The organism is Burkholderia anthinoferrum, assembly GCF_002925705.1.
Lineage (GTDB): Bacteria > Pseudomonadota > Gammaproteobacteria > Burkholderiales > Burkholderiaceae > Burkholderia > Burkholderia semiarida.
The window spans coordinates 346,632-369,582 of record NZ_LFZP01000051.1 but is presented as its reverse complement, the minus strand read 5'-3'; the positions used below and the strand labels follow the sequence as shown (position 1 = coordinate 369,582).

The 22,951-nt window shown below is 69.4% G+C and carries 21 protein-coding genes; 9 read left to right on the top strand and 12 right to left on the bottom strand.

All coding sequences use genetic code 11. The features are described from left to right. Positions 1-30: 30 nt before the first annotated feature. From C5F75_RS22140 to C5F75_RS22130, 3 genes are all read left to right on the top strand, one after another. Positions 31-630 carry a uracil-DNA glycosylase family protein gene (locus C5F75_RS22140; RefSeq protein ID WP_059585043.1) on the top strand — a complete coding sequence of 200 codons (600 nt, stop codon included), beginning with the start codon at positions 31-33 and terminating at the stop codon, positions 628-630. Between the two features lie 80 nt (positions 631-710). Continuing rightward, on the top strand, positions 711-1,652 hold the full coding sequence (locus C5F75_RS22135) for a helix-turn-helix transcriptional regulator (RefSeq protein ID WP_059585042.1): 942 nt from the start codon (positions 711-713) through the stop codon (positions 1,650-1,652). 116 nt (positions 1,653-1,768) lie between these two features. Then, positions 1,769-2,467 (top strand): fumarylacetoacetate hydrolase family protein, encoded by a 699-nt coding sequence (locus tag C5F75_RS22130; RefSeq protein ID WP_059585041.1) that lies wholly within the window; start codon positions 1,769-1,771, stop codon positions 2,465-2,467. A gap of 52 nt (positions 2,468-2,519) precedes the next feature. Here the strand turns inward: C5F75_RS22130 and C5F75_RS22125 are convergent, their stop codons facing one another. The 6 genes from C5F75_RS22125 to pdxR all read right to left on the bottom strand — a co-directional run bounded on the left by C5F75_RS22125 (position 2,520) and on the right by pdxR (position 9,269). Beyond that, positions 2,520-3,059, bottom strand: coding sequence for a DUF4303 domain-containing protein (locus C5F75_RS22125; RefSeq protein WP_059585135.1), 540 nt, complete (start codon positions 3,057-3,059; stop codon positions 2,520-2,522). Positions 3,060-3,185: 126 nt separating this feature from the next. Beyond that, on the bottom strand, positions 3,186-3,425 hold the full coding sequence (locus tag C5F75_RS37675; RefSeq protein ID WP_089465788.1) for a hypothetical protein: 240 nt from the start codon (positions 3,423-3,425) through the stop codon (positions 3,186-3,188). A gap of 249 nt (positions 3,426-3,674) precedes the next feature. Next, complete coding sequence (locus tag C5F75_RS22115; RefSeq protein WP_104012743.1) at positions 3,675-5,267, bottom strand: trypsin-like peptidase domain-containing protein; 1,593 nt, start codon at positions 5,265-5,267, stop codon at positions 3,675-3,677. Positions 5,268-5,630: 363 nt separating this feature from the next. Next, positions 5,631-6,533: a hypothetical protein gene (locus C5F75_RS22110; protein WP_059585038.1), complete on the bottom strand. Its 903-nt coding sequence runs from the start codon at positions 6,531-6,533 to the stop codon at positions 5,631-5,633. 45 nt (positions 6,534-6,578) lie between these two features. Beyond that, positions 6,579-7,424 (bottom strand): CPBP family intramembrane glutamic endopeptidase, encoded by an 846-nt coding sequence (locus C5F75_RS22105; RefSeq protein WP_059585037.1) that lies wholly within the window; start codon positions 7,422-7,424, stop codon positions 6,579-6,581. 366 nt (positions 7,425-7,790) lie between these two features. Then, entirely contained in the window at positions 7,791-9,269 is a 1,479-nt protein-coding gene (gene pdxR / locus C5F75_RS22100) for a MocR-like pyridoxine biosynthesis transcription factor PdxR (RefSeq protein ID WP_059585036.1), read from the bottom strand. A 180-nt stretch (positions 9,270-9,449) separates the two neighbouring features. On the opposite strand from pdxR, the gene C5F75_RS22095 reads away from it, so the two are divergent. Continuing rightward, positions 9,450-10,652, top strand: coding sequence for a GNAT family N-acetyltransferase (locus C5F75_RS22095; RefSeq protein ID WP_059585035.1), 1,203 nt, complete (start codon positions 9,450-9,452; stop codon positions 10,650-10,652). A gap of 23 nt (positions 10,653-10,675) precedes the next feature. On the opposite strand, the gene C5F75_RS22090 is transcribed toward C5F75_RS22095, so the two are convergent. Then, the gene (locus tag C5F75_RS22090; protein ID WP_059585034.1) at positions 10,676-11,158 is read right to left on the bottom strand and encodes a DUF3331 domain-containing protein; all 483 of its coding nucleotides are present in this window, start codon (positions 11,156-11,158) and stop codon (positions 10,676-10,678) included. Positions 11,159-11,359: 201 nt separating this feature from the next. Here C5F75_RS22090 and C5F75_RS22085 point away from each other — a divergent pair, with 201 nt between their 5' ends. The 4 genes from C5F75_RS22085 to C5F75_RS22065 all read left to right on the top strand — a co-directional run bounded on the left by C5F75_RS22085 (position 11,360) and on the right by C5F75_RS22065 (position 15,471). Further along, positions 11,360-12,100: a GNAT family N-acetyltransferase gene (locus C5F75_RS22085; protein WP_059585033.1), complete on the top strand. Its 741-nt coding sequence runs from the start codon at positions 11,360-11,362 to the stop codon at positions 12,098-12,100. Positions 12,101-12,445: 345 nt separating this feature from the next. Next, positions 12,446-13,510: a 2,3-butanediol dehydrogenase gene (locus C5F75_RS22075; protein WP_059585032.1), complete on the top strand. Its 1,065-nt coding sequence runs from the start codon at positions 12,446-12,448 to the stop codon at positions 13,508-13,510. 338 nt (positions 13,511-13,848) lie between these two features. Beyond that, positions 13,849-14,505 carry a VC0807 family protein gene (locus C5F75_RS22070; RefSeq protein ID WP_059585133.1) on the top strand — a complete coding sequence of 219 codons (657 nt, stop codon included), beginning with the start codon at positions 13,849-13,851 and terminating at the stop codon, positions 14,503-14,505. A 99-nt stretch (positions 14,506-14,604) separates the two neighbouring features. Beyond that, positions 14,605-15,471, top strand: a complete 867-nt coding sequence (locus C5F75_RS22065) for a CPBP family intramembrane glutamic endopeptidase (RefSeq protein ID WP_059585134.1) — start codon at positions 14,605-14,607, stop codon at positions 15,469-15,471. Between the two features lie 27 nt (positions 15,472-15,498). Here the strand turns inward: C5F75_RS22065 and C5F75_RS22060 are convergent, their stop codons facing one another. The 5 genes from C5F75_RS22060 to C5F75_RS22040 all read right to left on the bottom strand — a co-directional run bounded on the left by C5F75_RS22060 (position 15,499) and on the right by C5F75_RS22040 (position 21,221). Continuing rightward, positions 15,499-16,479 carry an aldo/keto reductase gene (locus C5F75_RS22060; protein WP_059585031.1) on the bottom strand — a complete coding sequence of 327 codons (981 nt, stop codon included), beginning with the start codon at positions 16,477-16,479 and terminating at the stop codon, positions 15,499-15,501. Positions 16,480-16,638: 159 nt separating this feature from the next. After that, complete coding sequence (locus C5F75_RS22055) at positions 16,639-17,310, bottom strand: MarC family protein (protein ID WP_059585030.1); 672 nt, start codon at positions 17,308-17,310, stop codon at positions 16,639-16,641. A 138-nt stretch (positions 17,311-17,448) separates the two neighbouring features. Then, positions 17,449-18,249, bottom strand: a complete 801-nt coding sequence (locus tag C5F75_RS22050; RefSeq protein WP_104012742.1) for an enoyl-CoA hydratase-related protein — start codon at positions 18,247-18,249, stop codon at positions 17,449-17,451. Positions 18,250-18,288: 39 nt separating this feature from the next. After that, positions 18,289-19,611, bottom strand: coding sequence for a phenylacetate--CoA ligase PaaK (gene paaK, locus C5F75_RS22045; protein ID WP_059585028.1), 1,323 nt, complete (start codon positions 19,609-19,611; stop codon positions 18,289-18,291). 53 nt (positions 19,612-19,664) lie between these two features. Next, the gene (locus C5F75_RS22040) at positions 19,665-21,221 is read right to left on the bottom strand and encodes a 3-hydroxyacyl-CoA dehydrogenase (protein ID WP_104012741.1); all 1,557 of its coding nucleotides are present in this window, start codon (positions 21,219-21,221) and stop codon (positions 19,665-19,667) included. A gap of 547 nt (positions 21,222-21,768) precedes the next feature. Here C5F75_RS22040 and C5F75_RS22030 point away from each other — a divergent pair. Beyond that, complete coding sequence (locus C5F75_RS22030) at positions 21,769-22,857, top strand: calcium:proton antiporter (RefSeq protein ID WP_059639561.1); 1,089 nt, start codon at positions 21,769-21,771, stop codon at positions 22,855-22,857. Positions 22,858-22,951 lie beyond the last annotated feature (94 nt).

Here is a 22,951-nt window from a genome sequence, read left to right as displayed (position 1 = left end):
GCGTTGCTACTCCGTCCCCGCTCCGAATCGATGCCGAAACCCACGCGCACGCCGCTCGACGTGCTGCTCACCGAAATCCGCGCGTGCCGTGCATGCGAGGCCGACCTGCCGCTCGGCCCGCGCCCGGTCGTGCGCGCCCATCGCGACGCACGCATCCTGATCGTCGGGCAGGCGCCGGGCGCGCGCGTCCATGCGAGCGGCATCCCGTGGGACGACGCGAGCGGCAAGCGGCTGCGCGACTGGCTCGGCGTCGACACCGACACCTTCTACGACGAGACACGCTTCGCGATCGTGCCGATGGGCTTCTGCTACCCGGGCCGCGGCGCGAGCGGCGACAACCCGCCGCGCCCCGAATGCGCGCGACTGTGGATCGACCGGCTGCTGGCCGAACTGCCGTCGATCCGGCTCACGCTGCTGATCGGCCAGTACGCGCAGCGGCATTTCCTGCGCGACACGCGCAAGGCGACGCTGACCGACACCGTGCAGGCCTGGCGCGACTACGGCCCTGCTCTCCTGCCGCTGCCGCATCCGTCGCCGCGCAACCAGGCATGGTTCAAGCACCATCCGTGGTTCGACGCCGAGGTCGTGCCCGAACTGCGGCGCCGGGTCGCGCGGCTCGTCGCGGGCTGACCGCGCGAGCGCCCGTGCCCGTCGCGCCCGGTTCGCTGTACCATCGCGGCTCAACCGCGTCACGAACAGCAGAATCCTTCATGCCCTCCACCGCCCCGCCGCGCCTGTACGGGATGCCCGAACGCAGCGACCGGCTCGATTTCTACATCCGCGACCAGGCGTCGCGCCAGGCGATCACCGAGCCGCACCGGCACGCGTATTTCCAGATCCAGTTCAACCTCGGCGGCGACACCGAGCAGCGCATCGGCGGCGTCACGCGGCCGTTTCCGCGCGGCGCGCTCGCGTTCGTGCTGCCGCACCGCGAGCACCTGATTCCGCATCCGGAAGGCGCGCACTTCATCGTGATCAACTTCAGCCAGGCGTTCCTGCGCGCCGATCTCGACGTCGATCCGCTCGATCTCGAGGACGTGCCCGCGCACCGCTTCCCCGAGCTGACGCCGTTCCGCTTCCAGGAGCACCTCGATTTCATCCTGACCGGCGACACGTACGACGAAGCGCGCCGCCTCGCGCTGTGCATGCTCGATGCCGATCGCGTGCGCACGTTCGGCTCGACCACGTTGCTGCGCGGCTACCTGCTGCAACTGATCGGGCTCGTCTGCACGCAGTACGCGGGCGCGCTCGACAAGCTCGCGCAGCGCGGCGCCCAGCGCGCCGGCCGGCGCGACGCGCTGGCTCGCGTGCTGCGCCACGTGCGGGCGAACCTGACCCGCGAGGACCTGACGCTCGCGGCGACCGCCGAAGCCGCGTTTCTCTCCCCGAACTACCTCGCGCACCTGGTCCGCAAGGAAACCGGCAGCACCTTCACCGATCTCGTGACCGAGCGCCGGATCGCGCTCGCGCAATCGCTGCTGGCCCACACCAGCCGGCGCATCGCGGACATCGCGCGCTCGGTCGGCTTCCGCGATGAAGGGTATTTCGCGCGGCGTTTCCGCGCGCGGGTCGGCGTGTCGCCGAAGGCGTACCGCGACGCGAACGCCGCGCCGCCCGGCGGCGACGACACGCCGCCGGCCGCCGACGCGTAGTTTTGTCCCGGTAAAACGCAGTTGCGTCGCATCCGCACGCACGCGCGTCGGGTATCGTTGCACGCATGCCGGCCGGTGCGCCGGCCCTCCGTCTTCCTACCGAACGAGGCCTTCCGATGTCCGCCTATGTCATCGACGCCGCCGAGCGTCCTTCCGTCGAAGTCGAACAATCGTCCGCGCGCTTTCCGGTGCGCCGCGTCTTCTGCGTCGGCCGCAACTATGCCGACCATGCCCGCGAAATGGGCGCCGACCCCGACCGCGAACCGCCGTTCTTCTTCACGAAGCCCGCCGACGCGATCGTCCCGGCCAGCGGCACGGTCGCCTATCCGCCGCTGACGAACGATCTCCATCACGAAATCGAGCTGGTCGTCGCGATCGGCAAGGACGGCCGGTCGATCGACCCGGCCGATGCGCTGTCGCACGTGTGGGGCTACGGCGTCGGCGTCGACCTCACGCGCCGCGACCTGCAGGCCGACGCGAAGAAGCTGAGCCGTCCGTGGGACTGGGCGAAGGGTTTTGACGCGTCGGGCCCCGTGACCGCGCTGCGCGCGGCGGCCACCACCGGCCACCCGGCGACCGGCCGCATCTGGCTCGCGGTCAACGGCGACACTCGCCAGCAAGGCGACCTCGCCGACATGATCTGGCCCGTGCCCGACGTCATCGCGTACGTGTCGCGCTCGGTCGAGCTGAAGGCCGGCGACCTGATCTTCACCGGCACGCCGGCCGGCGTCGGCGCGCTGCAGCCGGGCGATCGCGTGACGGGCGGCGTCGACGGCGTCGCGACTTTCGAATTCGTGGTCGGCGCGAAGCCGTAATGCCGTTTACAGGGCGGCCTGCCCGGGCCGCCCCGCGAGATCCCGATGCCGGTCAGTCGTAGCGGCGCAGGAAGGCGTCGGCGACGGCCGGCGGATTCAGCGCTTTCGCCGACGCGTTTTCCAGCGCCTCGGCCGCGTCGTCGTCGCTGATCGACACGAACAGCGTGATGGCCGCCCTGGCGTCGCCCGTGCCGAACACGCCGTCGCGATCGAGCAGCCGCAATGCCGCGATCATGTCGGCGTGCAGTTGTCGGGAAAATTCCGTGAAGCGCGACTGGACGAACTGCGGACTCAGCACTTCGTCGGCCAGCCTGCCGCAGATCGCGTTGAACGGCGACGCCTCGGCCGCCGCGTACGCCCACTCGGACACGCCCCACACGAACCACGGATCGTCGTCCGCGACCGCCTGTCGCGCGCAAATCCGGCGCAGCCCTTCGACCGAATTGGCGGCCGGCACCACCGTCATCGCGCCGCTGTCGGTGTACAACGCAAACGCATAGAAATGCTCGTCCGGGTGCAACGCCCGCAGCGCCCTGAAGGTCGCCCTCGCGGCATCGGCAATGTCCCGCTGGAAATCAGAAAAGTCGCTCATCGCATCCTCGTCCAGTCGCCCTTCTCGCTCGCCGGGACACGCGGCGCGCCGATCATGCGTCATCTCCCGGCATGCGGCGGATTGTCCGCCATTCGGCCGCGCGCCGGTACCGGGGCGCACCCGCGCTCACCGCGCGGCGTCGCGTCCGTCGAATGCCCGCACGCACACGGCGGCCGCCAGCGCGATCGCCGCCGACAGCAGCATCATCGCGAGCGGCAGGTAGCCCGCGTTGGCGGGGGTCAGCAGCGCGCCCGTCAGCGACGGCAGGAACAGGCTCAGCGGCAGGACCGACAGCGCGCACAGCATGATCAGCGTGGCGTGCCGCGGCGACGCCGCGGCGGAAGCGGTCGACGGGTTCGATGGCAAGCGGATGCCCTCCCGCACACGGGCCGCACGGCCGTGCGCAACGCAAAAAAAAGCCCCCGAACGAGTCGGGGGCGCATGGGTACCGGCGCGATCCCGCTACCGGGCCCTGCGCCTGTGGGCTACTACGATCAAGCAAGCCGTTTTCATGCCGAATGGCTCCTGAATGTCATGAATGTCATGAATGCGTGGCGGCGAGCCGCCAGCGATATCGGCTGATGTTAGGCGGACCACGCCAGCCGCGTCAACGCCCTAACGCGTGCGCACCGAGACGAACTTCCGCGCGTTGTTGCGCTGGATCAGCACGGCGATCACGCTGCCGCCGTTCGCTTCGAGCGACGGCACGTCGTCCGGCGTCTCGAGCAGCGTGTCGTTGAGCGCCAGCACGACGTCGCCCGGCTGGATGCCCGCGCGCGCGGCCGGGCCGTGCACCGCGTCCACCATCATTCCGACCGCGAGCCCCGTCGAACGGCGCTCGTCATCGCTCAACGCGTGCATCGTCAGCCCGAGGCGGTCGCCGTGGTCGCCTGCTTCGCCCGCGGCTGGCCCCAACCGTGCAGCGGCCTTCGGCGCGGCCGTGCCGATTGTCGCGGCCGGGCCGCCGCCCGCATCGTCGGCGCCGACGATCGTCAGCTTCACCGGCGCACGGTTGCGGATCACGCGCAGCGGCGCCTTCGCGCCGGGCGGCAGCGCGGCGGCCAGGTCGTCCAGTTCCGCCGAGCGGCCGATGGCCTTGTCGCCCATCTTCACGATCACGTCGCCGGGCTTCAGCCCGGCCGCGGCGGCCGGCGAGCCGGGCGCGACGCCGTTGACGAGCGCGCCGGCCGGACGCGGCAGCCCGAACGCCGCGGCCAGACCGACGCCAACGTCCTGCACGTCGACGCCGAACGCATTGGCCGACGGCGGCGCGCCCGGAGCGGGCGCCTGAGCCGGCTGCGCCTGCATCTGCGCCTGCATCTGCGCCTGCTGTTGCGCGCGCAACTGGGCGCGCACCTTGGCCGCGAATGCGATCGGGATGGCGAACGTCGTGCTCGCGTAGCGGTCGGCGCCCGTATAGACCTGCACCGCGATGCCGATCACGTCGCCCGCGCGATTGAACACGGGGCCGCCCGAGTTGTCCGGATTCGGCGCGATGTCGGTCTCGAAGAACGGAAACGCGCTGCCGTCCGGCAACCGGCGCGACGTCGCGCTGACGATGCCGGCCGTGACCGTGTTGCCCGATCCGTCCGGCGCGCCGATCGTCATCACCGGCTCGCCCGCGCGGACTTTCGACGAATCGCCGACGCGCACGAACGGCAGCTTCGTCGCGTCGACGTGCAGCACGGCGACATCGCTTTGCGGATCGACGGCCAGCACCGTCGCCTTGAATTCGCGGCGGTCGGTGAGGCGCACCGTCACGTCGGTCGCCTCGTCGACCACATGGGCGGACGTCAGGATCAGGCCATCGGCGCTGACGATGAAACCCGAGCCGCTGCCGGACACCGCGCGCGGCGCCGGATCGGGCGCCTGTGCCTGCGGCCCCTGCGCGGCCGGCGGCGCGCCATGCCGGAAGAACGCGGCGAGCGGATCGTCGGGATCGAGGGCGGCAAAGGCCGGGCCGCCGGTTTGCGGATCGGGGGTGGCGGCCATGACGGTCACGACCGCCGGGCCGTAGCGCTCGACGATCGCCGGGAAGTCGACCGGCATCGCATAAGGTGCGGCGGGCGGCCGCGCCTTCATCGCCGGCGGTGCGGCGTGCGGCGCGAGCGTGCCGGCAACGGCGGCGGGCGGCGGCAGGATTCCGGCGAACACGCCCCCGATCAACGCGGTGCGAAGCACGGCGCGAGCAAGCGTCTGGCAAACCACGGCGCACCTCCCCCGGCAGCCGCGACGCCGCCCTGCGCGAGACGCGCAGGCGTCCGACAAGCACCGGTACACCCAACCATTTATAGCCCAAGCGCCGGTTGGGACATACGAATCGAAACCCGTATGCCGGAAGGTGTCGCGGTGGTGGAACCGCGACGGCGTTCGTTTCGAACAAACTGCGCGGTTCGTCAATCCGAATATTCACCACGCATCGCTCACTGTGCGCGTCGCCGCCACCTCATCGTCGCGGTCCGCGGCCACCCATTTGCCGGTCGCGCATTGCCGACAGACCGCATGCGGCGCGCAAACAGCGAACGGTTCGTCATCGGCCTCCTTCCGTCGACGAACCGGCATCGACTCCAGTCAGTGGCACGACAACACAGCGACCCCACCAACGCCTTGCGTGTTCGGCACCGCCGCCGTGTAGCCGACGGCAACGAGCGGCTGAGCCGCGTCATGTCCGACGACGATCGATTGAATCGTCGCGGGCCCGGCGGTCTTCAACACGCCGTTCAACGGCACCTGCGTGTACGTCAACCCGTATTGCGCGCTCCCGAGCTTGATCGACAGGTCCAGCGTGGTGAGCATGCGCGTGACCGGATCGAGCGTGGCCGAAGCCGACACGAGCGTCCCGTTCGTGCCGCCCTCGTTGCTCGCCACCGTGTCGGCGATCACCTGCGTACACGAAAGCGGGCCGCCCGTCGCGGGCAATGACAGCGGCGTGCCGACCGCGTAGTGCACGCCCTGCGTATCGGCATAGGTATTGCCGTCGGTATCCATCGCGCGATTCCACCGGCCGATCGCCACATCGGTGCCGACGCCCTGGATCTCGGTCACGGCCCCGTGGTCGAGTCCGAGGCAGTCGGTCGCCGCCGCCGACGACGCCAGCGTCGTAAACGCGCCGCTTCCCTGCTGAACCAGGCTCGTTGCCGGCACATCGGCCGCCGTCATGTTGCGATTCTTCGCCCACTCGCTCGGCAAATTCGGCACCACGAGCACCGCGAGCTGGCCGTTGTTCGCCGCGACCGGCGACGCAGCGCCCGAATAGCTGAAGCTGCCGTTCGGGCGGCAGGCCGTGGGGACGGACGGCTGGGCAGGCGCGCCCGGCGCCGGCGTGGCGGGCGACGGGACCGTCGGCGTTCCCGCCGTGTCGTTGTTCGACGCGTTGCTGCCCGTTTTGGCCGCGCCACCGTCATCGCCGCCACATGCCGTCAGCATCAACACAGTACTCGCCAGCCCCACCAGACAGACTTGCTTGCCCCGCATGCTTCACCTCGTTTGCTCGTTGTAGAAGCCCGTCACCGCGCGCGTTCAGTTCGCGCCATCGTCGTTTGCCATACCGGCCGGCGCCATTCGCAGCGCATCGACCGACTTGACCAGCCCCCATGCGCCGACACCGCCCAACGCAAGCGCGCCGAACCACCAGGAAGCCGGCCAGATCTCGAGCAGGCTCTCCTTGGCAAGGACGAACGGCGATTTCAGCGCGACGATCACCACGGCCGTGTTGTAGCTGGCATGAATCAACATGCCCGGCAACAGCGATCGGGTAGCCGCATAGAGCTTTCCGATCAGCAAGCCGAGTCCGAATGCGAGCACGAACTGATAGACGTTCATATGCGCAAGACCGAACACCGCGGCCGAATGGGCGATAGCCGTTCCCTCCGGATACTGTCGCAGGAAGCTGCGCAGCATCACGCCGCGAAACAGCATCTCTTCGAGTAGCGGCGCAATCACGCAGGTCAATACGATCAGGCCGAGCCCGCCGTTGACATACACTTCCCGGGCTTCATCGCGGCTGCCGCTCCACGAGAAAAACTGCCCGATGCCGACTTCCAGCACGCTCATCGCCACCACCAATGCGGGCGTAATCAGCACGACGGGCACGAGAAATCGCCCGATCGTCGTTCGCCAGGAATCGACGCCATCGTGCAGCAAGCGACGGTAGGTGAATTTGCCGTGATGAAGCAGCACCGTAAATACGAGCCCATTCGCGAGCACGCGCCCGATACTGGCGATCGCCATCGGTTGCAGGCCGGCGCCGCGACCGGCCGACCAGATGATCGAGTTCGTCACATACTCGACCATGTTCAGCACGACGACGATAAAAAACGCTTCCAGCAGATTCGGGAAGCAATAGCGGCTTGAATCCGATTTCATGTCGTTCTATACGGTTTCGCAGGCGGCATATGCGGTGGTCGCGCACTCGGATGCCTGCGGCCGATCTCGTCGCGATCGGCATTGTTATTTATTGGAGCACTCGGCCGACGCGACTCATCGCGGCCTTCGTTCTCCGATATCCAGTGACGGCACAAAAGTAACCGTTTGTTACGGAGCGAAATCGTCGCTCATCGCAGAAGCCGTGACAAGCGACATTGACCATTTTTTACGATGGAAAAGACAAAACTTTCGATTCAGGCTGCGCGGTCGGAAATCGACAATATCGAGATATCGGCCGGATTTTTAAAATATTGAATGATTCGCGGCCCGCCATGGCCTTTAAAGCGCCGGTATTGAATCCACCCGTCACGCGTGACCCGCGCCCACCCGCTCCGCGATCGCCGACACCACCCGCAACATCGGCTCGAACGCATCCGCGGACGTATTGCCGAAACCGAGCACGAGCCCGTTGCCGGCCCGCCCCGCATCGATCGCGAAACCCGACAGCGGAAACGGCCCGATGCCGTGCGCGCGCGCCGCTTCGACGATCGCGCGATCGCGATAACGCGCCGGCAGCCGCAGCGCGAGATGCAGCCCGCAGGGGCCGCCCTCGACCTGGTGCGGCACGCTCAGGCTGCTGTCGAGCGCGGCGAGCAGCTCACGCCGCCGGTCGCGATACAGCCGGCGCATCCGGCCGAGATGCCGGCCGTACTCGCCCGTCTCGATGAAATCGGCGAGCGCGAGCTGCACATGGCGCGTCCCGCCGCGCAGCATCTCCGGCAACGCCGGCCGCACGGCGGCCAGCAGCGTGTCGGGCAGCACGAGAAAACCGATCCGCAGCGCCGGAAACATCGTCTTGCTGAACGAGCCGAGATAGACGACCGGCGAATCGGGCGCGAGCCCCTGCATCGCGCCGATCGGCTCGCCGGTGTGACGGAATTCGCTGTCGTAGTCGTCCTCGATGATCCACGCGCGATGGCGGCGTGCCGCATCGATCAGCGCGAGCCGGCGCGAGATCGACAGCACCGCGCCGGTCGGGAACTGGTTCGACGGCGTCGTGTAGACGAGGCGCGGCGGCCGCTCGCGCCAGTCGTCCGGTTCCGCGCGCAGCCCTTCCGCGTCGACGGGCATCGGCACGACGTCGAGGTCGGCCGCCTGCATCGCGGAGCGCGCGCCGCGATAGCCGGGCTCCTCGACCCACACCGTATCGCCCGGATTCGTCAGCAACTGCGCGCACAGCGCGATCGCGCCCTGTGCGCCTTCGGTGATCACGATCTGCTCGGGATAGCAGCGCACGCCGCGCGTGACGGCCAGGTGGCGCGCGATCGATTCGCGCAACGCGGGCTCGCCGAGCGGATCGCCGTACGCGAGCAGATCGCGGCCGGCGCGGCGCAATGCGCGATCGATCGCATGCCGCCACGCGTCCACCGGGAAATGCGACAGCGCGGGCACGCCCGGCCGGAAGCCCTCCGATTCGCCGGTGCCGACGAGGCTCGAGCGAATCCGGCCGAGCCGCTGCGCGACGGCTGGCGGCGCGGCACGCCGGCGCGGCGGCGCCGGCCGCGACAGCCCGACGACCCGCGTGCCGCGACGGTCCGACTGCAGGAAACCTTCGGCGACGAGCTGCTCGTATACCGCGGCCGTCGTATTGCGCGACACGCCGAGCGTGTCGGCCAGCGCGCGCGTGCCGGGCAGCCGCGTGCCGGCCGGCATCGCGCCGCCGAGAATCGCGTCGCGCAAGCGGCGCAGCAGCTGGCGCTGCAGCGACGGGGCGCCGGGCGTACGCGCCAGCGGCGCATCGAGCGGCAGCAACGGCGTGTCGTCGGGAAGAAAGGCAGTCGTCATCGGAACATCGCGGCGTGAAGAGGTCGGAACGGGACGGATGGTGAGCGGCGTACGGCTGGCGGCCACCGACCGTGGCACCATAAATTTGCCGCACGCTGGCGCTTCTCATGGTACCTCGCCGGGACTACGATCGTCTGCATGCCGGCATGTCGCCGGCCGCCAACCGAAGCGAGATCGACCTTGCCCACGCTCACCAACGCTTTCCAGCAGCCCATCGGCCAACCCGTTCCCGACTGGTCCGCGCGCCCGCGCCCCGAGCGCATCGCGCTCGAAGGCCGCTACTGCCGGCTCGAACCGCTCGACGCCGAACGCCACGCGGCCGATCTGTACGCCGCGTACGCGCAGGCGCCCGACGGCCGCGACTGGACCTATCTGGCTCACGGCCCGTACGCCGATGCGTCCAGCTACCGCGACTACGCGCGCGGCGCGCAGGCGAGCGCCGATCCGCTGCACTACACGGTGATCGATCGCGCCACGGGCCGCGCGGTCGGCACGCTCGCGCTGATGCGCATCGATCCGGCCAACGGCGTGATCGAGGTCGGTTCCGTCACGTTCTCGCCGCTGCTCAAGCACACGCCGGTATCGACCGAAGCGCAGTTCCTGCTGATGAAGTATGCGTTCGATACGCTCGGCTACCGCCGCTACGAATGGAAGTGCGACGACCTGAACGCGCCGTCGCGCAAGGCGGCCGCGCGCCTCGGCTTCCGCTACGAGGGCACGTTCCGGCAGGCGATGGTCTACCGCGGCCGCAATCGCGACACCGCGTGGTTCTCGATCATCGACGGCGAATGGCCGGACGTCCGCGCCGCGTTCGAAGCCTGGCTCGCGCCGGAGAATTTCGACGCCGAAGGCAACCAGCGCCAGTCGCTCACCGCGATCCGCCACGCGCAGGCCAACGCGCGCGACGCGGCCAGCCGCGCGAACGACGCGACGCGCGTCACGGTGCGCCCGCTCGTCGCCGCCGACGAAGCCGCGTGGCGCCCGCTGTGGCAGGGTTACCAGACGTTCTATGACACCGCGCTGAGCGACGCGGTGTTCGCGACCACATGGGCGCGCCTGATGGATCCGGACGAGCCGATGTTCGTGCTCGGCGCGTTCGATGCGTCGGGTGCGCTCGTCGGGATCGTGCACGCGATCTACCACCGCTCGTGCTGGACCGAAGGGCCGTACTGCTACCTGCAGGATCTGTACACGGCGCCCGACGCGCGCGGCCAGGGCGCGGGCGGCGCGCTGATCGAGGCCGTGTACGAACGGGCCCGCGAAGCCGGCGCGAGCCGCGTGTACTGGCTCACGCACGAGACCAACACGACCGCGCGCGCGCTGTACGACAAGCTCGCGAACAACGCCGGCTTCATCCAGTACCGGCACGATCTGAAGAAATGACGTCGCTCCCCGACGGCCGATGTTCAGCCATGAACATCGGCCGGATGGCGTGCGCCACCGTCTTCCGGCGCGCCATCGTGCGCCGCACCTGCCACGCCCGGCACCGCGGCCGGACAGATCATCTCGTCGCCGTTGGCCGGCACGGGCCGCCGCACCGGCCGAAACACCGGTTCGCCCGGCTCGATCGGCTGCCCGGACAGCGCGCAGCGCCCGGGCTGCAACGCGACGCGCAGGCGCCAGCGCTGCTCGCCGTAATGACACCGGCCGCTCTCGACCCAGCGCACCAGCAGCGCGTCGTCGCCCGCCTCCAGTACCGTGACGAACAGTTGCGGGCGCAACGGCGACGCCGCGGCGGTCGCCTGCTCAGGAATCGGCGTACGGCCGATCGTCACGAGCGGATGCGCGACCGCGCCGCCGCGCGACGGCATCGCATCGTCTTCGTCCAACGCCGACGCGTCGCACGACAGGTCTTCTTCGCAGATCGGGCTTTCCATGGTGTTGAGCATGCTTGGCGGCCGCGTGCAACGGGATGCCGCACGCGAGCGCAATCGGACTGGCGCACATGATACAAATTGAAGTTAACTTCAAGTAAAGAGGTAGCCTGCGCAACGGTCCGTTTCGGCGATCGCGGCAATGGCCGGCGCGACACGCGACGGCGTCCTGGTCTAAGCTGGCGCCTTCCCCCTGACAACGCCGCGCCCCTACGCATGCCGACCGCCTCCCCCGCCCCGGCCACGCTGTTCCCGCTCGACGAAGCCTGGTCCGATTTCCCCCGCCGCAAGGCGGCCGTACGCGCGTTCATCGCCGGGTACTGCGCCGCGCGCGACCGGCGCGACGCGCCGCTGCACGACGGCCCGGACGGCCATGTCGTGCAGTTCGACCGCGCGATGGGCCGGCCTTTCGAGCATTTCATGATCGAGGGTGCGCCCGAATCCGGCGCCGGCCCGTTTGCCGTCGGCGCGTGGATCACGCGCTACGGCGCGGCACCGCTGCCGCCCGCGCTGCGGGGCAGGACGCGCCGGCTGACCGACGAGCATTTCATGGCCGCCGATATCGACGGGCTGTCCGGCGACGACGCGCTCGCGCAAGCGCTCGCCTGCGACACGCCGGACGCAATCCAAGCGTTCAACACGAGCGGCGCCTTCCCGCCATTCCAGCCGAATCCCGCCGCGTTCCTGTTCGCGCACCGGCTCGACGGGCAGATCGCGGCCACCGCGCGCTACGGCTTCGCGTCGCCCCGCGATATCGTCGTCGACCGCGTCGGGACGGCGGACGCATACCGGCGCCGCGGCCTCGCGACGCAACTGCTCGCCGCGATCGTCGCGCACGCGCGGCACCGCGGTGCGCGCCGCGCGTGGCTCATCTCGACCGAAACCGGTCAGCCGCTGTACCGCGCCGCCGGATTCACGTCGCTCGCCGCGGTTGCCGTGGACGAAGTGCTCGCCTGAACGCGGAGCGGGCAACGCCCCCGTCACGTTCGTCTCGCGATTCGTCTCATCTCAGTGAGACGAACGTCCCGCCGTCTCACCCCGCCCGCCGTTTCGCTATCGCAGCAGAGCCGACGCTCCGTTTCTTCCGAATCGTTGCCGGCCGCCGGAAAGCGACATGGTGCAACGCACGCCACGCGTGCTTCGGCTTGCCACGCACCTCCCTGATTCACGCTGGCCCCGTTCCTGCATACCGGTCGATCGCGCAATCGCGCGACGGGCGCACCGGCAGCATTGCCGCGCACCCGACGACAACCCGACGGAGACAGCAACGTGAGCACACCGGCATCGATCACCCCGCCCAGCATGAAGGCCGCCGTCTGGCATGGCCGCCACGACATCCGCGTCGAAGAGGTTCCCGTTCCGCAGCGCCCGCCCGCGGGCTGGGTGACGATTCGCGTGCATTGGTGCGGCATCTGCGGCTCCGACCTGCACGAATACGTCGCCGGGCCCGTGTTCATTCCGGTCGACGCGCCGCACCCGCTGACCGGCCTGAAGGGCCAGTGCATCCTCGGCCACGAGTTCAGCGGCGAGATCGCCGAGTTGGGCGCGGGCGTGTCGGGCTTCGCGGTCGGCGACCGCGTGACGGCCGACGCGTGCCAGCATTGCGGCACCTGCTGGTACTGCCGGCACGGGCTGTACAACATCTGCGAGAACCTCGCGTTCACCGGGCTGATGAACAACGGCGCATTCGCCGAATACGTGAACGTGCCGGCCGAGCTGCTGTACAAGCTGCCCGACGATTTCCCGACCGAGGCCGGCGCGCTGATCGAACCGCTCGCGGTCGGGCTGCACGCGGTGAAGAAGGCCGGCAACATCGTCGGGCAGACCGTCGTCGTGGTCGGCGCGGGCACGATCGGCCTGTGCACGATCATGTGCGCGAAGGCCGCGGGCGCCGGGCGCGTGATCGCGCTGGAAATGTCGGCCGCGCGCAAGCAGAAGGCGCTGGAGGTGGGCGCGAGCGTCGTCATCGATCCGAAGACGTCCGATGCGATCGCCGAAGTCAGGGCGCTGACGGGCGGCTACGGCGCCGACGTGTCGTTCGAGTGCATCGGGCACACGGCCACCGCGAAGCTCGCGATCGACGTGATCCGCAAGGCCGGCAAGTCGGTGATGGTCGGCATCTTCGAGGAACCGGCGCCGTTCAACTTCTTCGACATCGTGTCGACCGAGAAGGAAGTGATCGGCTCGCTCGCGTACAACGGCGAATTCGCGGACGTGATCCGCTTCATCGCGGACGGCCGCATCGACGTGCAGCCGCTCATCACCGGGCGCATCGCGCTCGGCGACATCGTCACGCGCGGCTTCGAGGAATTGGTCAACCACAAGGACCGCAACGTGAAGATCATCGTCCAGCCGGCCGTCTCCTGACCGCACGCGCGCGCCCGCGGCATCCGCGGCATCGATTCGCGCCGCGGTGCGCAGGCCGCCGCTATGCCGTCGAGCGTCGCCCCTGCCCCTGCGCGGGCGGCGCGCTTGACTCCGCCTCCCTTCCCCGCGCGGCGTGGCACGCAACCCTCATCACCCCGGTCCGGGGCTGCCGCCATGCCGCGTTCCATCCGGACGCGGCACGCGGAAACATTCACAACCCCGAGCCCCGCGCGATTCTTCGATATACTGGACCGAACCCTTTTCAGGGCATTGTCGGGGCAACCGGGGGCGACCACGCCTTTCGCGCGTTCGCCCCGACCTGCGTGGGATGGCGCACCGTGAAACCGCGAGCCGGACTGATACTCGAACTCTTCGTCAACCTCGTGCTGCCGTGGGTAGCCTATCGGGTCGCGCATCCGTATTTCGGCGAAACCGGCGCGCTGTACGCGTCCGCGGTTCCGCCGATCGTCTGGTCGATCGTCGAATTCATCCGCTCGCGCCGCATCGACGCGGTGGCGGCCATCGTGCTGCTCGGCATCACGCTGTCGATCGTCGGGATGGCGTTCGGCGGCAGCCCGCGCACGCTGCTGATGCGCGAATCGATCGGCTCGGGCACGATCGGCATCGTGTTCCTGCTGTCGCTGTTGCGCGAACGCCCGCTGATCTACTATCTGGCCCGCGCCACCGTGGCCCGCGAGATGGACGGCGGCGCCGCGCACTTCGAAGCCGTCTGGGACGCGCAGCCGGGCCTGCGGCAGATGCTGCGGCTGATGACGTTCGTGTGGGGCGCGATCATGACGCTCGAGATGCTGCTGCGCTGGTGGATGGTCGCCAACTGGCCGGTCGAACGCGTGCTCGTCGTGTCGCCGGTGATGGGCTACACGGTGTTCGGCTGCCTGCTGCTGTGGACGTTCTGGTATCGGCGGCGGATGCGCGTGCGCAACAGCGTCGACATCCCGGGCCGCGGCGGCGTCACGGAAACCGCCGGCCGCTGACACGCGGTGCGCCGGCTGCCCGGCCGATGCCGCCCGGCCGCGTTTCACGGCGCCTGCTGTATGATGCGCGGCGTCTCGTCCGCCCATCCGTTTCCCGTCATGTCCCTTTCGCTCCTTCCGTGTGCCACGATCTGGATCGCCCTGTTCGCGGCCGCCGCATTCGCATGGCACCGCCCGCTGCACGGCCTGAGCATCGGCCTCGCCGTGCTCGGCTATGCGGGTGCGCTCGCATTCGGCCAGCTTGCGCCGATCACGCTGGCGCCGTTCGCGCTGCTGATCGCGGCCGCGTGGGGCGTGCTGCCCGAGCGCCCGCTCGCGGTGCGCATCGTGGCGCACCTCGTCTTCGCCGCGCTGGCGATCGCGCTGAGCCTGCACCTGATTCCGGGCTTCCACAATCCGCGCGTGATCGGGCCGATCCGCTTCACCCCGGACGCCGCGCCATTCACGATGTACCTGAACTTCGACAAGCCGCTCGTCGGGCTGTGGCTGTTGTGGGTGCTGCCGTGGGTCGCCCCCGGCGTCGCGCTGTCGCGCGCGCTGCGCACCGGCGTCGTGGCGGCCGTCGCCACGGCCGCCGCGTGCCTGGCCGGCGCGCTCGCGTTCGGGATGGTCGGCTGGGCGCCCAAATGGCCGCCGTCGGGCTGGCTGTGGCTCGTGAACAACCTGTTGCTGGTGACGCTCGCCGAGGAAGCGCTGTTTCGCGGCTACGTGCAAGGCGGGCTGACACGCATGTTCCGCGCGTACTCGTGGGGCCCGTGGGTCGCGCTCGCGGCGGGCGCGGTGCTGTTCGGCGCCGCGCACGCGGCGGGCGGCTGGCAATGGATCGTGCTCGGCACGGTGGCCGGCGTCGGCTACGGCCTCGCGTGGCGGCGCGGCGGACTGCTCGCCGCCGCGCTCGGGCACGCGGGGCTGAACGTCGTCCACTTCGGCCTGTTCACCTACCCGATGCTCGCCGCCGCGCGCTGAACGCGGCGCAGGTACCGCCGCCGCCACTCAGTTGAACCCGGCGACCGCGTGCGGCACGTACGGGCGTTCGAGCGTGGCGATTTCATCGTCGGTCAGCTTCAGCGCGAGCGCGCCGAGCGCATCGTCCAGTTGCCGCGGCTTCGAAATGCCGACGATCGGTGCGGTCACGCCGCGCTTTTGCGCGACCCACGCCAGCGCGACCTGCGCCCGCGGCACGTTGCGCGCGGCGGCGATCGCCGCGACGGCCTCGACGACCGCCTTGTCCGCATCGGCCGTGGCGTCGTACAGCCGCTGGCCGACGTCGTCCTTCTGCTGCCGTTCCGACGATTCGTCCCAGTTGCGCGTCAGGCGCCCGCGCGCGAGCGGGCTCCACGGAATCACCGCGATGCCTTCGTCCGCGCACAGCGGCAGCATTTCGCGCTCTTCCTCGCGATACAGCAGGTTCAGATGATTCTGCATGCTGACGAAGCGCGTCCAGCCGTTCTGCTTCGACGTGTGCAGCGCCTTCGCGAACTGCCACGCGAACATCGACGAGGCGCCGATATAGCGCGCCTTGCCGGCCTTCACGACATCGTGCAGCGCCTCGAGCGTCTCCTCGATCGGCGTGCCGTAGTCCCAGCGGTGAATCTGGTAGAGGTCGACGTAGTCGGTGCCGAGCCGCTTCAGGCTCTGGTCGATGTCGGTCATGATCGCCTTGCGCGACAGGCCGGCGCCGTTCGGCCCCGGCCGCATCCGGTAGAACACCTTGGTCGCGATCACGACGTCGTCGCGCTTCGCGAAATCGCGCAGCGCGCGGCCGACGATCTCCTCGGACGTTCCGTCCGAATACATGTTCGCGGTGTCGAAGAAATTGATGCCGGCCTCGACCGCCCGCTGGATGATCGGGCGGCTTTCCGCTTCCGGCAGCGTCCACGGATGCGTGCCGCGCGACGGCTCGCCGAACGTCATGCAGCCCAGCACCAGCTTCGACACGTCCAGCCCGGTCGACCCGAATTTCACGTATTCCATTGCACGCCTCGCCAATCAGGTGGGGATTGCGGCCGGATGCGCGCCGCGCATCCGCCAGACGTCGCATGGTATCCCGCATGCCGCGAACGCGCATGACCGCGCGCCGCGTGCAGGCTGCGTGAAAGGAGGCCCCTTGAAGGATGAACCGGGTGGCCCCGGTTATCTGGCCTGGTCGGCGAGCGGTTGCAGGAACGCGGAGAAGCCGGTCAGCATGATCTGCACGCCGATGCACAGCAGCAGGAACGCCGACACGCGTTTCGCGACCTTCGTCCCTTCGCTGCCGAGGTAGCGCGCGAGCAGCGCGGAGCGGCTGTAGACCTGCCAGATCACGAGCGTGACGAGCACGGACACGGCGATCGACACGATGCTCGACAGCGCGAACTCCGACAGCTTGTGCGTGCGGTTCGCGTTCAGCGCGATCGCGGTCGCGATCGAGCCGGGGCCGACCGTCAGCGGCATGGTCAGCGGGAAGAACGCGCGCGTCATGATCGCGTTCGCGTCGATCGGCTTGACCGGCGTGTCGCCGCCGCCCGGCCCGTCCGGTTCGTTCAGCATCTGCCAGCCGGCCACGGCAACCGCGAAGCCGCCGCCGATCCGCAGCGCTTCCATCGAGATCCCGAAGAAATGCAGCACCGGCGTGCCGGCGAAGAAGGCGACCATCAGCACGACGAACGCATTGAACGCGACCTTCCGCGCGAGCAGATCCCGTTCATGCGCGGTGAGCGCCTCGGTCCGCTCGAGAAACAGGAACGCGATGCCGATCGGATTGATGATGCCGATCAGGCCGGTAAAGCCGAACAGGATCTCGGAGACAAGGCGGTTGACGATCATCGTGCGAAGCATCGGTCGGGACGGGGCCGGCAGCGCGCCGGGGGTCACGCATTGTAGTGCAAGCGCCCGTGCCCGAGACGCAAAATGCGGCCGCCCCCGGTTTCCGCGTCGATCGTCATGAACGATCGTCGCGCAGCCTTATTCGGCGCCCGTCTCCCACGCCGGCGGCCGCTTCGCGAAGAAGGCCGCGAAGCCTTCCTTCGCTTCCGGCGTCGCCCGCACGCGAGAGATCGTCTGCGCGGTGAACGCCGCGCGCTCATCCGACGGCGGGTACTCGCCGATCGCATCGAAAAAGCGCTTGATCTCCATCAGCGCGTGCGGGCCGTTGCGGCCGAGTTCCGCGAGCGTCCGCTCGAGCGTGTCGTCCAGCGCATCGAGCGGCACGGCCTGATGAATCAGCCCAATCGCGACGGCTTCGGCGGCCGCGAGCTGCGTCGCGGTCAGCGCGAGACGGCGCGCCTGGCGTTGCCCGACCGCCTCGACCAGATACGGGCCGATCACGGCCGGCAGGATCCCGAAGCGCGCCTCGCTGACCGAAAAGCGCGCGTGGTCGCTCGCAATCACGATGTCGCACGCGGCGCACAGGCCCACCCCGCCGCCGAACGCGTGGCCCTGCACGCGGGCGACCGTCGGTTTCGGACATTGCCGGATCGCGCGCATCATCGCGGCGAACCGCTCGGCGTCGCGCAGGTTCGCGGCCGCGTCGTTCGCGCTCGCACGCTGCATCCACTGCAGGTCGGCGCCCGCGCAAAATGCGCGGCCGTCCGAACGCAGCACGATCGCGCGTACGTCGTCGCGCCGGCCGAGTGTCGTGAACGCGTCGGTCAGCTCCGCGATCATCGTCTCGTCGAACGCGTTCAGCACGTCGCCGCGCTGCAGCGCGACGGTCGCGATGCCGCGCGCATCGACCTTGACGGCCAGGGTCTTCAATCCATCCATCGAACAGGTTTCCTCGGGTAGAACGGCATCCATCGACAATCAGGCGGCCTGGCGGCGATCGATCACGCGCCGCGCCTTGCCGGTCGCGCTCGCGGGAATGCCGCCGGCCGCGAGCACCGTCACGCCGGACGACACGCCGACCATCGTCTTGATCCGATGCTGCAGCTCGCGCGCGAGCGCCGCGCGATCGGCGTCGGAAACGGACGCCGCCGCCTCGGAGCGCAACTCGACCGCGAGGTCGAGCCGGTCCATGTGACCGTCGCGCGACAGCGTGATCTGGAATTGGCCCGACAACTGCGGCAGCGCGACGACGATCTCCTCGATCTGGCTCGGGAACACGTTCACGCCGCGCACGATCAGCATGTCGTCGGAGCGGCCCGTGATCTTCGCGAGCCGGCGCATCGCGCGCGCGGTCGGCGGCAGCAGCGCGGTGAGGTCGCGCGTGCGGTAGCGGATCACCGGCATTGCCTCCTTCGTCAGCGACGTGAACACGAGCTCGCCCTGGCTGCCGTCGGGCAGCACTTCGCCGGTGACGGGGTCGATGATCTCCGGGTAGAAATGGTCCTCCCAGATCACCGGGCCGTCCTTCGTCTCGACGCATTCGCACGCGACGCCCGGGCCCATCACTTCCGACAGCCCGTAGATGTCGAGCGCGTCGATGCCCGCGCGCGTCTCCACTTCGTCGCGCAGCGCCTGCGTCCACGGCTCGGCGCCGAAGATGCCGATCTTCAGCGACGATTCGGCCGGGTCCATCCCTTGCCGCACCATCTCGTCGATCAGGTTCAGCATGTACGACGGCGTGACGAGGATGATCTTCGGCTCGAAATCGCGAATCAGTTGCACCTGCTTCTCGGTCTGCCCGCCGGACATCGGCACGACCATGCAGCCGAGCCGCTCCGCGCCGTAGTGAATCCCGAGACCGCCGGTGAAAAGCCCGTAGCCGAACGCGTTGTGCAGCGTATCGCCCGGGCGGCCGCCGGCCGCGCGGATCGAGCGCGCGGTCACGTTCGCCCACGTATCGATGTCGCGCGCGGTGTAGCCGACGACCGTCGGCTTGCCGGTCGTGCCGCTCGACGCGTGCACGCGCACGACCTGCTCGCGCGGCACCGCGAAGAGGCCGAACGGATAGTTGTCGCGCAGATCGCTCTTGGTCGAGAACGGGAACTTCGCGAGATCGGCGAGCGACTTCAGATCGTCAGGATGCACGCCTGCCGCATCGAACGTGCGCCGATAGTGCGGGACGTTGTCGTACGCGTGGCGCAGCGACCACTTGAGGCGGTCGAGCTGCAGCGCCTGCAGTTCGTCGCGGCTGGCGGTCTCGATCGGCTCGAGGGCGGCGGCGGGGTGCGTCGGGTGAGTCATCGGGGGCTCCTCCAAGGAGTGATGTCGTTATCGTGTTCGAGGGGACGAGGCGGTCACGACCGGAACATGCGGCCGGCCGCATGCAGCGCGGCGAGCCGCGGCGACACGCGATAGCGGTCCTCGCCGTAGCTCGCCGCCAGGTTCGACAGCACGCGGTGCACGCGGCCGATGCCGATCGCATCGGCCCACGCGAGCGGGCCGCACGGGTAGTTCACGCCCTTCTCCATCGCGAGGTCGAGATCGGCCGGCGAGCACACGCCCTGGTTCACCGTGTCGGCGGCTTCGTTCGCGAGCATCGCGACGGTGCGCATCGCGACCATGCCCGGCACGTCAGCCAAGCCGACGACGCGAAAGCCCGCCTGCTGAAAGAGCCCGACCGCATCGGCGTACGCGGCGTCGCCGCACTGGAGCGCGCGCGTCAGCGCGACGAGCCCGGCCTGCGCGTAATCGCGTGCGAGGTCGACGAGCACGAGATCGGCCACGCCGGTTTGCGCGGCGCGCGCCGTGGCCGTCCGGCCGTCGGTCAGCGCGATCGACGCGCGGCCGGCCGTTGCGAGCAGTTCGTCCGGCTGCACGCCGGCCTGCCGGACGCCGTCGATACGTTCGGCCAAGCGTGCGTGCAACGCGGCGGCCGGGCCGTCCTGCGCAAACAGCACGACGTCGGCCGGCGCGGCGCGCGGCGGTTCGAGATCGGGGGCGGGCGGCGGCGCGCCGTCCGCATACGAATAGAAACCGCGCCCGGACTTGCGCCCGAGAAAGCCCGCGTTCACGAGTTCCTGCTGGATCAGCGACGGCGTGTAGCGCGGGTCGTTGAAGTACGCGCGGAACACCGACTCGGTCACCGCGAAGTTCACGTCGTGGCCGATCAGGTCCATCAGCTCGAACGGCCCCATCCGGAAGCCGGCGGCTTCGCGCATCACCGCGTCGATCGTGGCCGGCGCGCCGCCCTGCTCGTTTAGCACGCGCAGCGCCTCCGCGTAATACGGCCGCGCGACGCGGTTCACGATGAAGCCCGGCGTCGATTTCGCCATCACCGGTTGCTTGCCCCATGCAGCGGCGGTCGCAACGAGCATCCGGGCGATATCGGGCGCGGTCGCGAGCCCGCTGACCACCTCGACGAGCGCCATCAGCGGCGCCGGATTGAAGAAATGCAGGCCGGCGACGCGCTGCGGCACGCGCAGCCCGGCCGCGATCGACGTGATCGAGATCGACGACGTGTTGGTCGCCAGCACGCACGCGTCGTCGACATGGCGCTCGAGGGTCGCGAAGATCTCGCGCTTCACGTCGAGCCGTTCGACCGCCGCCTCGACGATCAGCGCGGCGCCCGCGAAATCGGCCAGCGCGCGCACCGCGCGGATCCGGTTGCCGGCCGCGTCGGCCTGCGCCGGTTCGAGCCGGCCCTTCTCCGCCAGCCGAGCGAACTGTGCACGGATGCCGGCCAGCGCCTTGTCGCAGGCCGCTTCGTTCAGGTCGTACAGCAACACCGGATGGCCGGCCGCCGCCGCGACCTGTGCAATGCCCGCGCCCATCGCGCCGGCGCCGATCACGCCGATGACGGCCGACGGCGCCAGCGCGCCCGAGTTCACCGAATGTGCAGAGGAAACAGCCATCGATTGCGATCCGTCATGAAGTGGGAATGCGATCGATTATAAACCGACCGGTCGGTAGATTTATGTCAGGGCGAGCCCGAATTTGTCGTGCAAGAGGGCATGACGAAAACCGCAACGACAAAAAAATCGAAAGAGCACGGCACTTTTTGCAAACCGAAAGGTCAATGTAAGATCTCGAATATGAGATAGCGACCCCGCAACGCCTGATAAAATTCGACAAATTGCCGGATTGAAGGGGGAAACGCGTGTCGCGCCGTCACCGCCGTCCATCGCCGGCCGTCCTTATGGGGGCGAATCGAGCCACCGGCCCGCGCGTCGCCACCTATGCTTGTCTCGCTGTCCGCAGGCAGCCGCATCGAACCGTTTCGTCCCGCGACGGGCCTCGGCCCGCCCGCGCCCCTCGCCGCGTCGCGGCAGCGAACCCGGGCAGCGCCATTGCGCGCTGCCGCCCTTCGGTTTCATCGTCCTCGTTCGGCGGATAGTACGGCCGGGCTTCATCAACCCGTGACGGCGCGTCGCGCGCCGCCACTCGCATAAGGAAACCCTCATGCCGCTCTCGTCCAACCAGCTCCCGCGCTGGACCCTCTGGGCCCCGCTTGCCGCCTGGCTGGTGCTCGCGCTGTCGCGCGTCGTGCCGGCCGAAGGCCTCGTCATCGCGGTGTTCGCGGCCGCGCTCGCCGGCGCCGTGTTCTCCGCCGTCCACCATGCGGAAGTCGTCGCGCACCGCGTCGGCGAACCGTTCGGCACGCTCGTGCTCGCGGTTGCCGTGACCGTCATCGAAGTCGCGCTGATCGTGTCGGTGATGCTCGGCGCGGGCCCCGAGAAATCGGGCCTTGCCCGCGACACCGTGTTCGCCGCCGTGATGATCATCTGTAACGGCATCGTCGGCATCTGCCTGCTGGTCGGCGCATGGAAGCACGGCGAACAGGATTTCCAGGGGCGCGGCGCGAGCAAGGCGCTCGCGGTGCTCGCGTCGCTGTCGGTACTGTCGCTCGTGATGCCGAACTACCTGAACGCCGCGCCGGGCCCGTTCTTCTCGAAATCTCAGCTTGCGTTCGCCGGCGTCGCGTCGCTCGTGCTGTACGGCGCATTCGTGTTCGTGCAGACCGTGCGCCACCGCGACTACTTCCTCGCCGAGCACGACAGCGCCAACGAAGCGGTGCACGCGGCGGCGCCGAGCAACCGCACCGCGGCCATCAGCATGGTGCTGCTGTTCGCGAGCCTCGTCGCGGTCGTGCTGCTCGCGAAGCTGCTGTCGCCGGCCGTCGAGCACGCGGTGCTGAAGCTCGGCGCGCCCGAAGCCGCGGTCGGTATCGTGATCGCCGCGCTCGTGCTGCTGCCGGAAGGGCTCGCGGCCGTCACCGCCGCGCGTGCGAACCGGTTGCAGACCAGCATGAACCTCGCGCTCGGGTCGGCGCTCGCGAGCATCGGGCTCACGATTCCGACCGTCGCGGCCGTGTTCATCTGGGTCGGCCAGCCGCTCACGCTCGGGATCGGCGCGATGGAAACCGTCCTGCTCGCGCTCACGCTGCTGGTCAGCACGCTCACGCTGAGCCAGGGGCGCACGACGGTGCTGCACGGCGTCGTGCACGTCGCGCTGTTCGCCGCGTACCTGTTCCTGTCGATCACCCACTGACGGGCCTGTGCCGCGGCCCGGCGGATGCGCTCCGCCGGGCCGCGTGCACGTCTTCGAGCCCCGCCCTCATCCCTCGCTTCACCCCGCCGTCAGC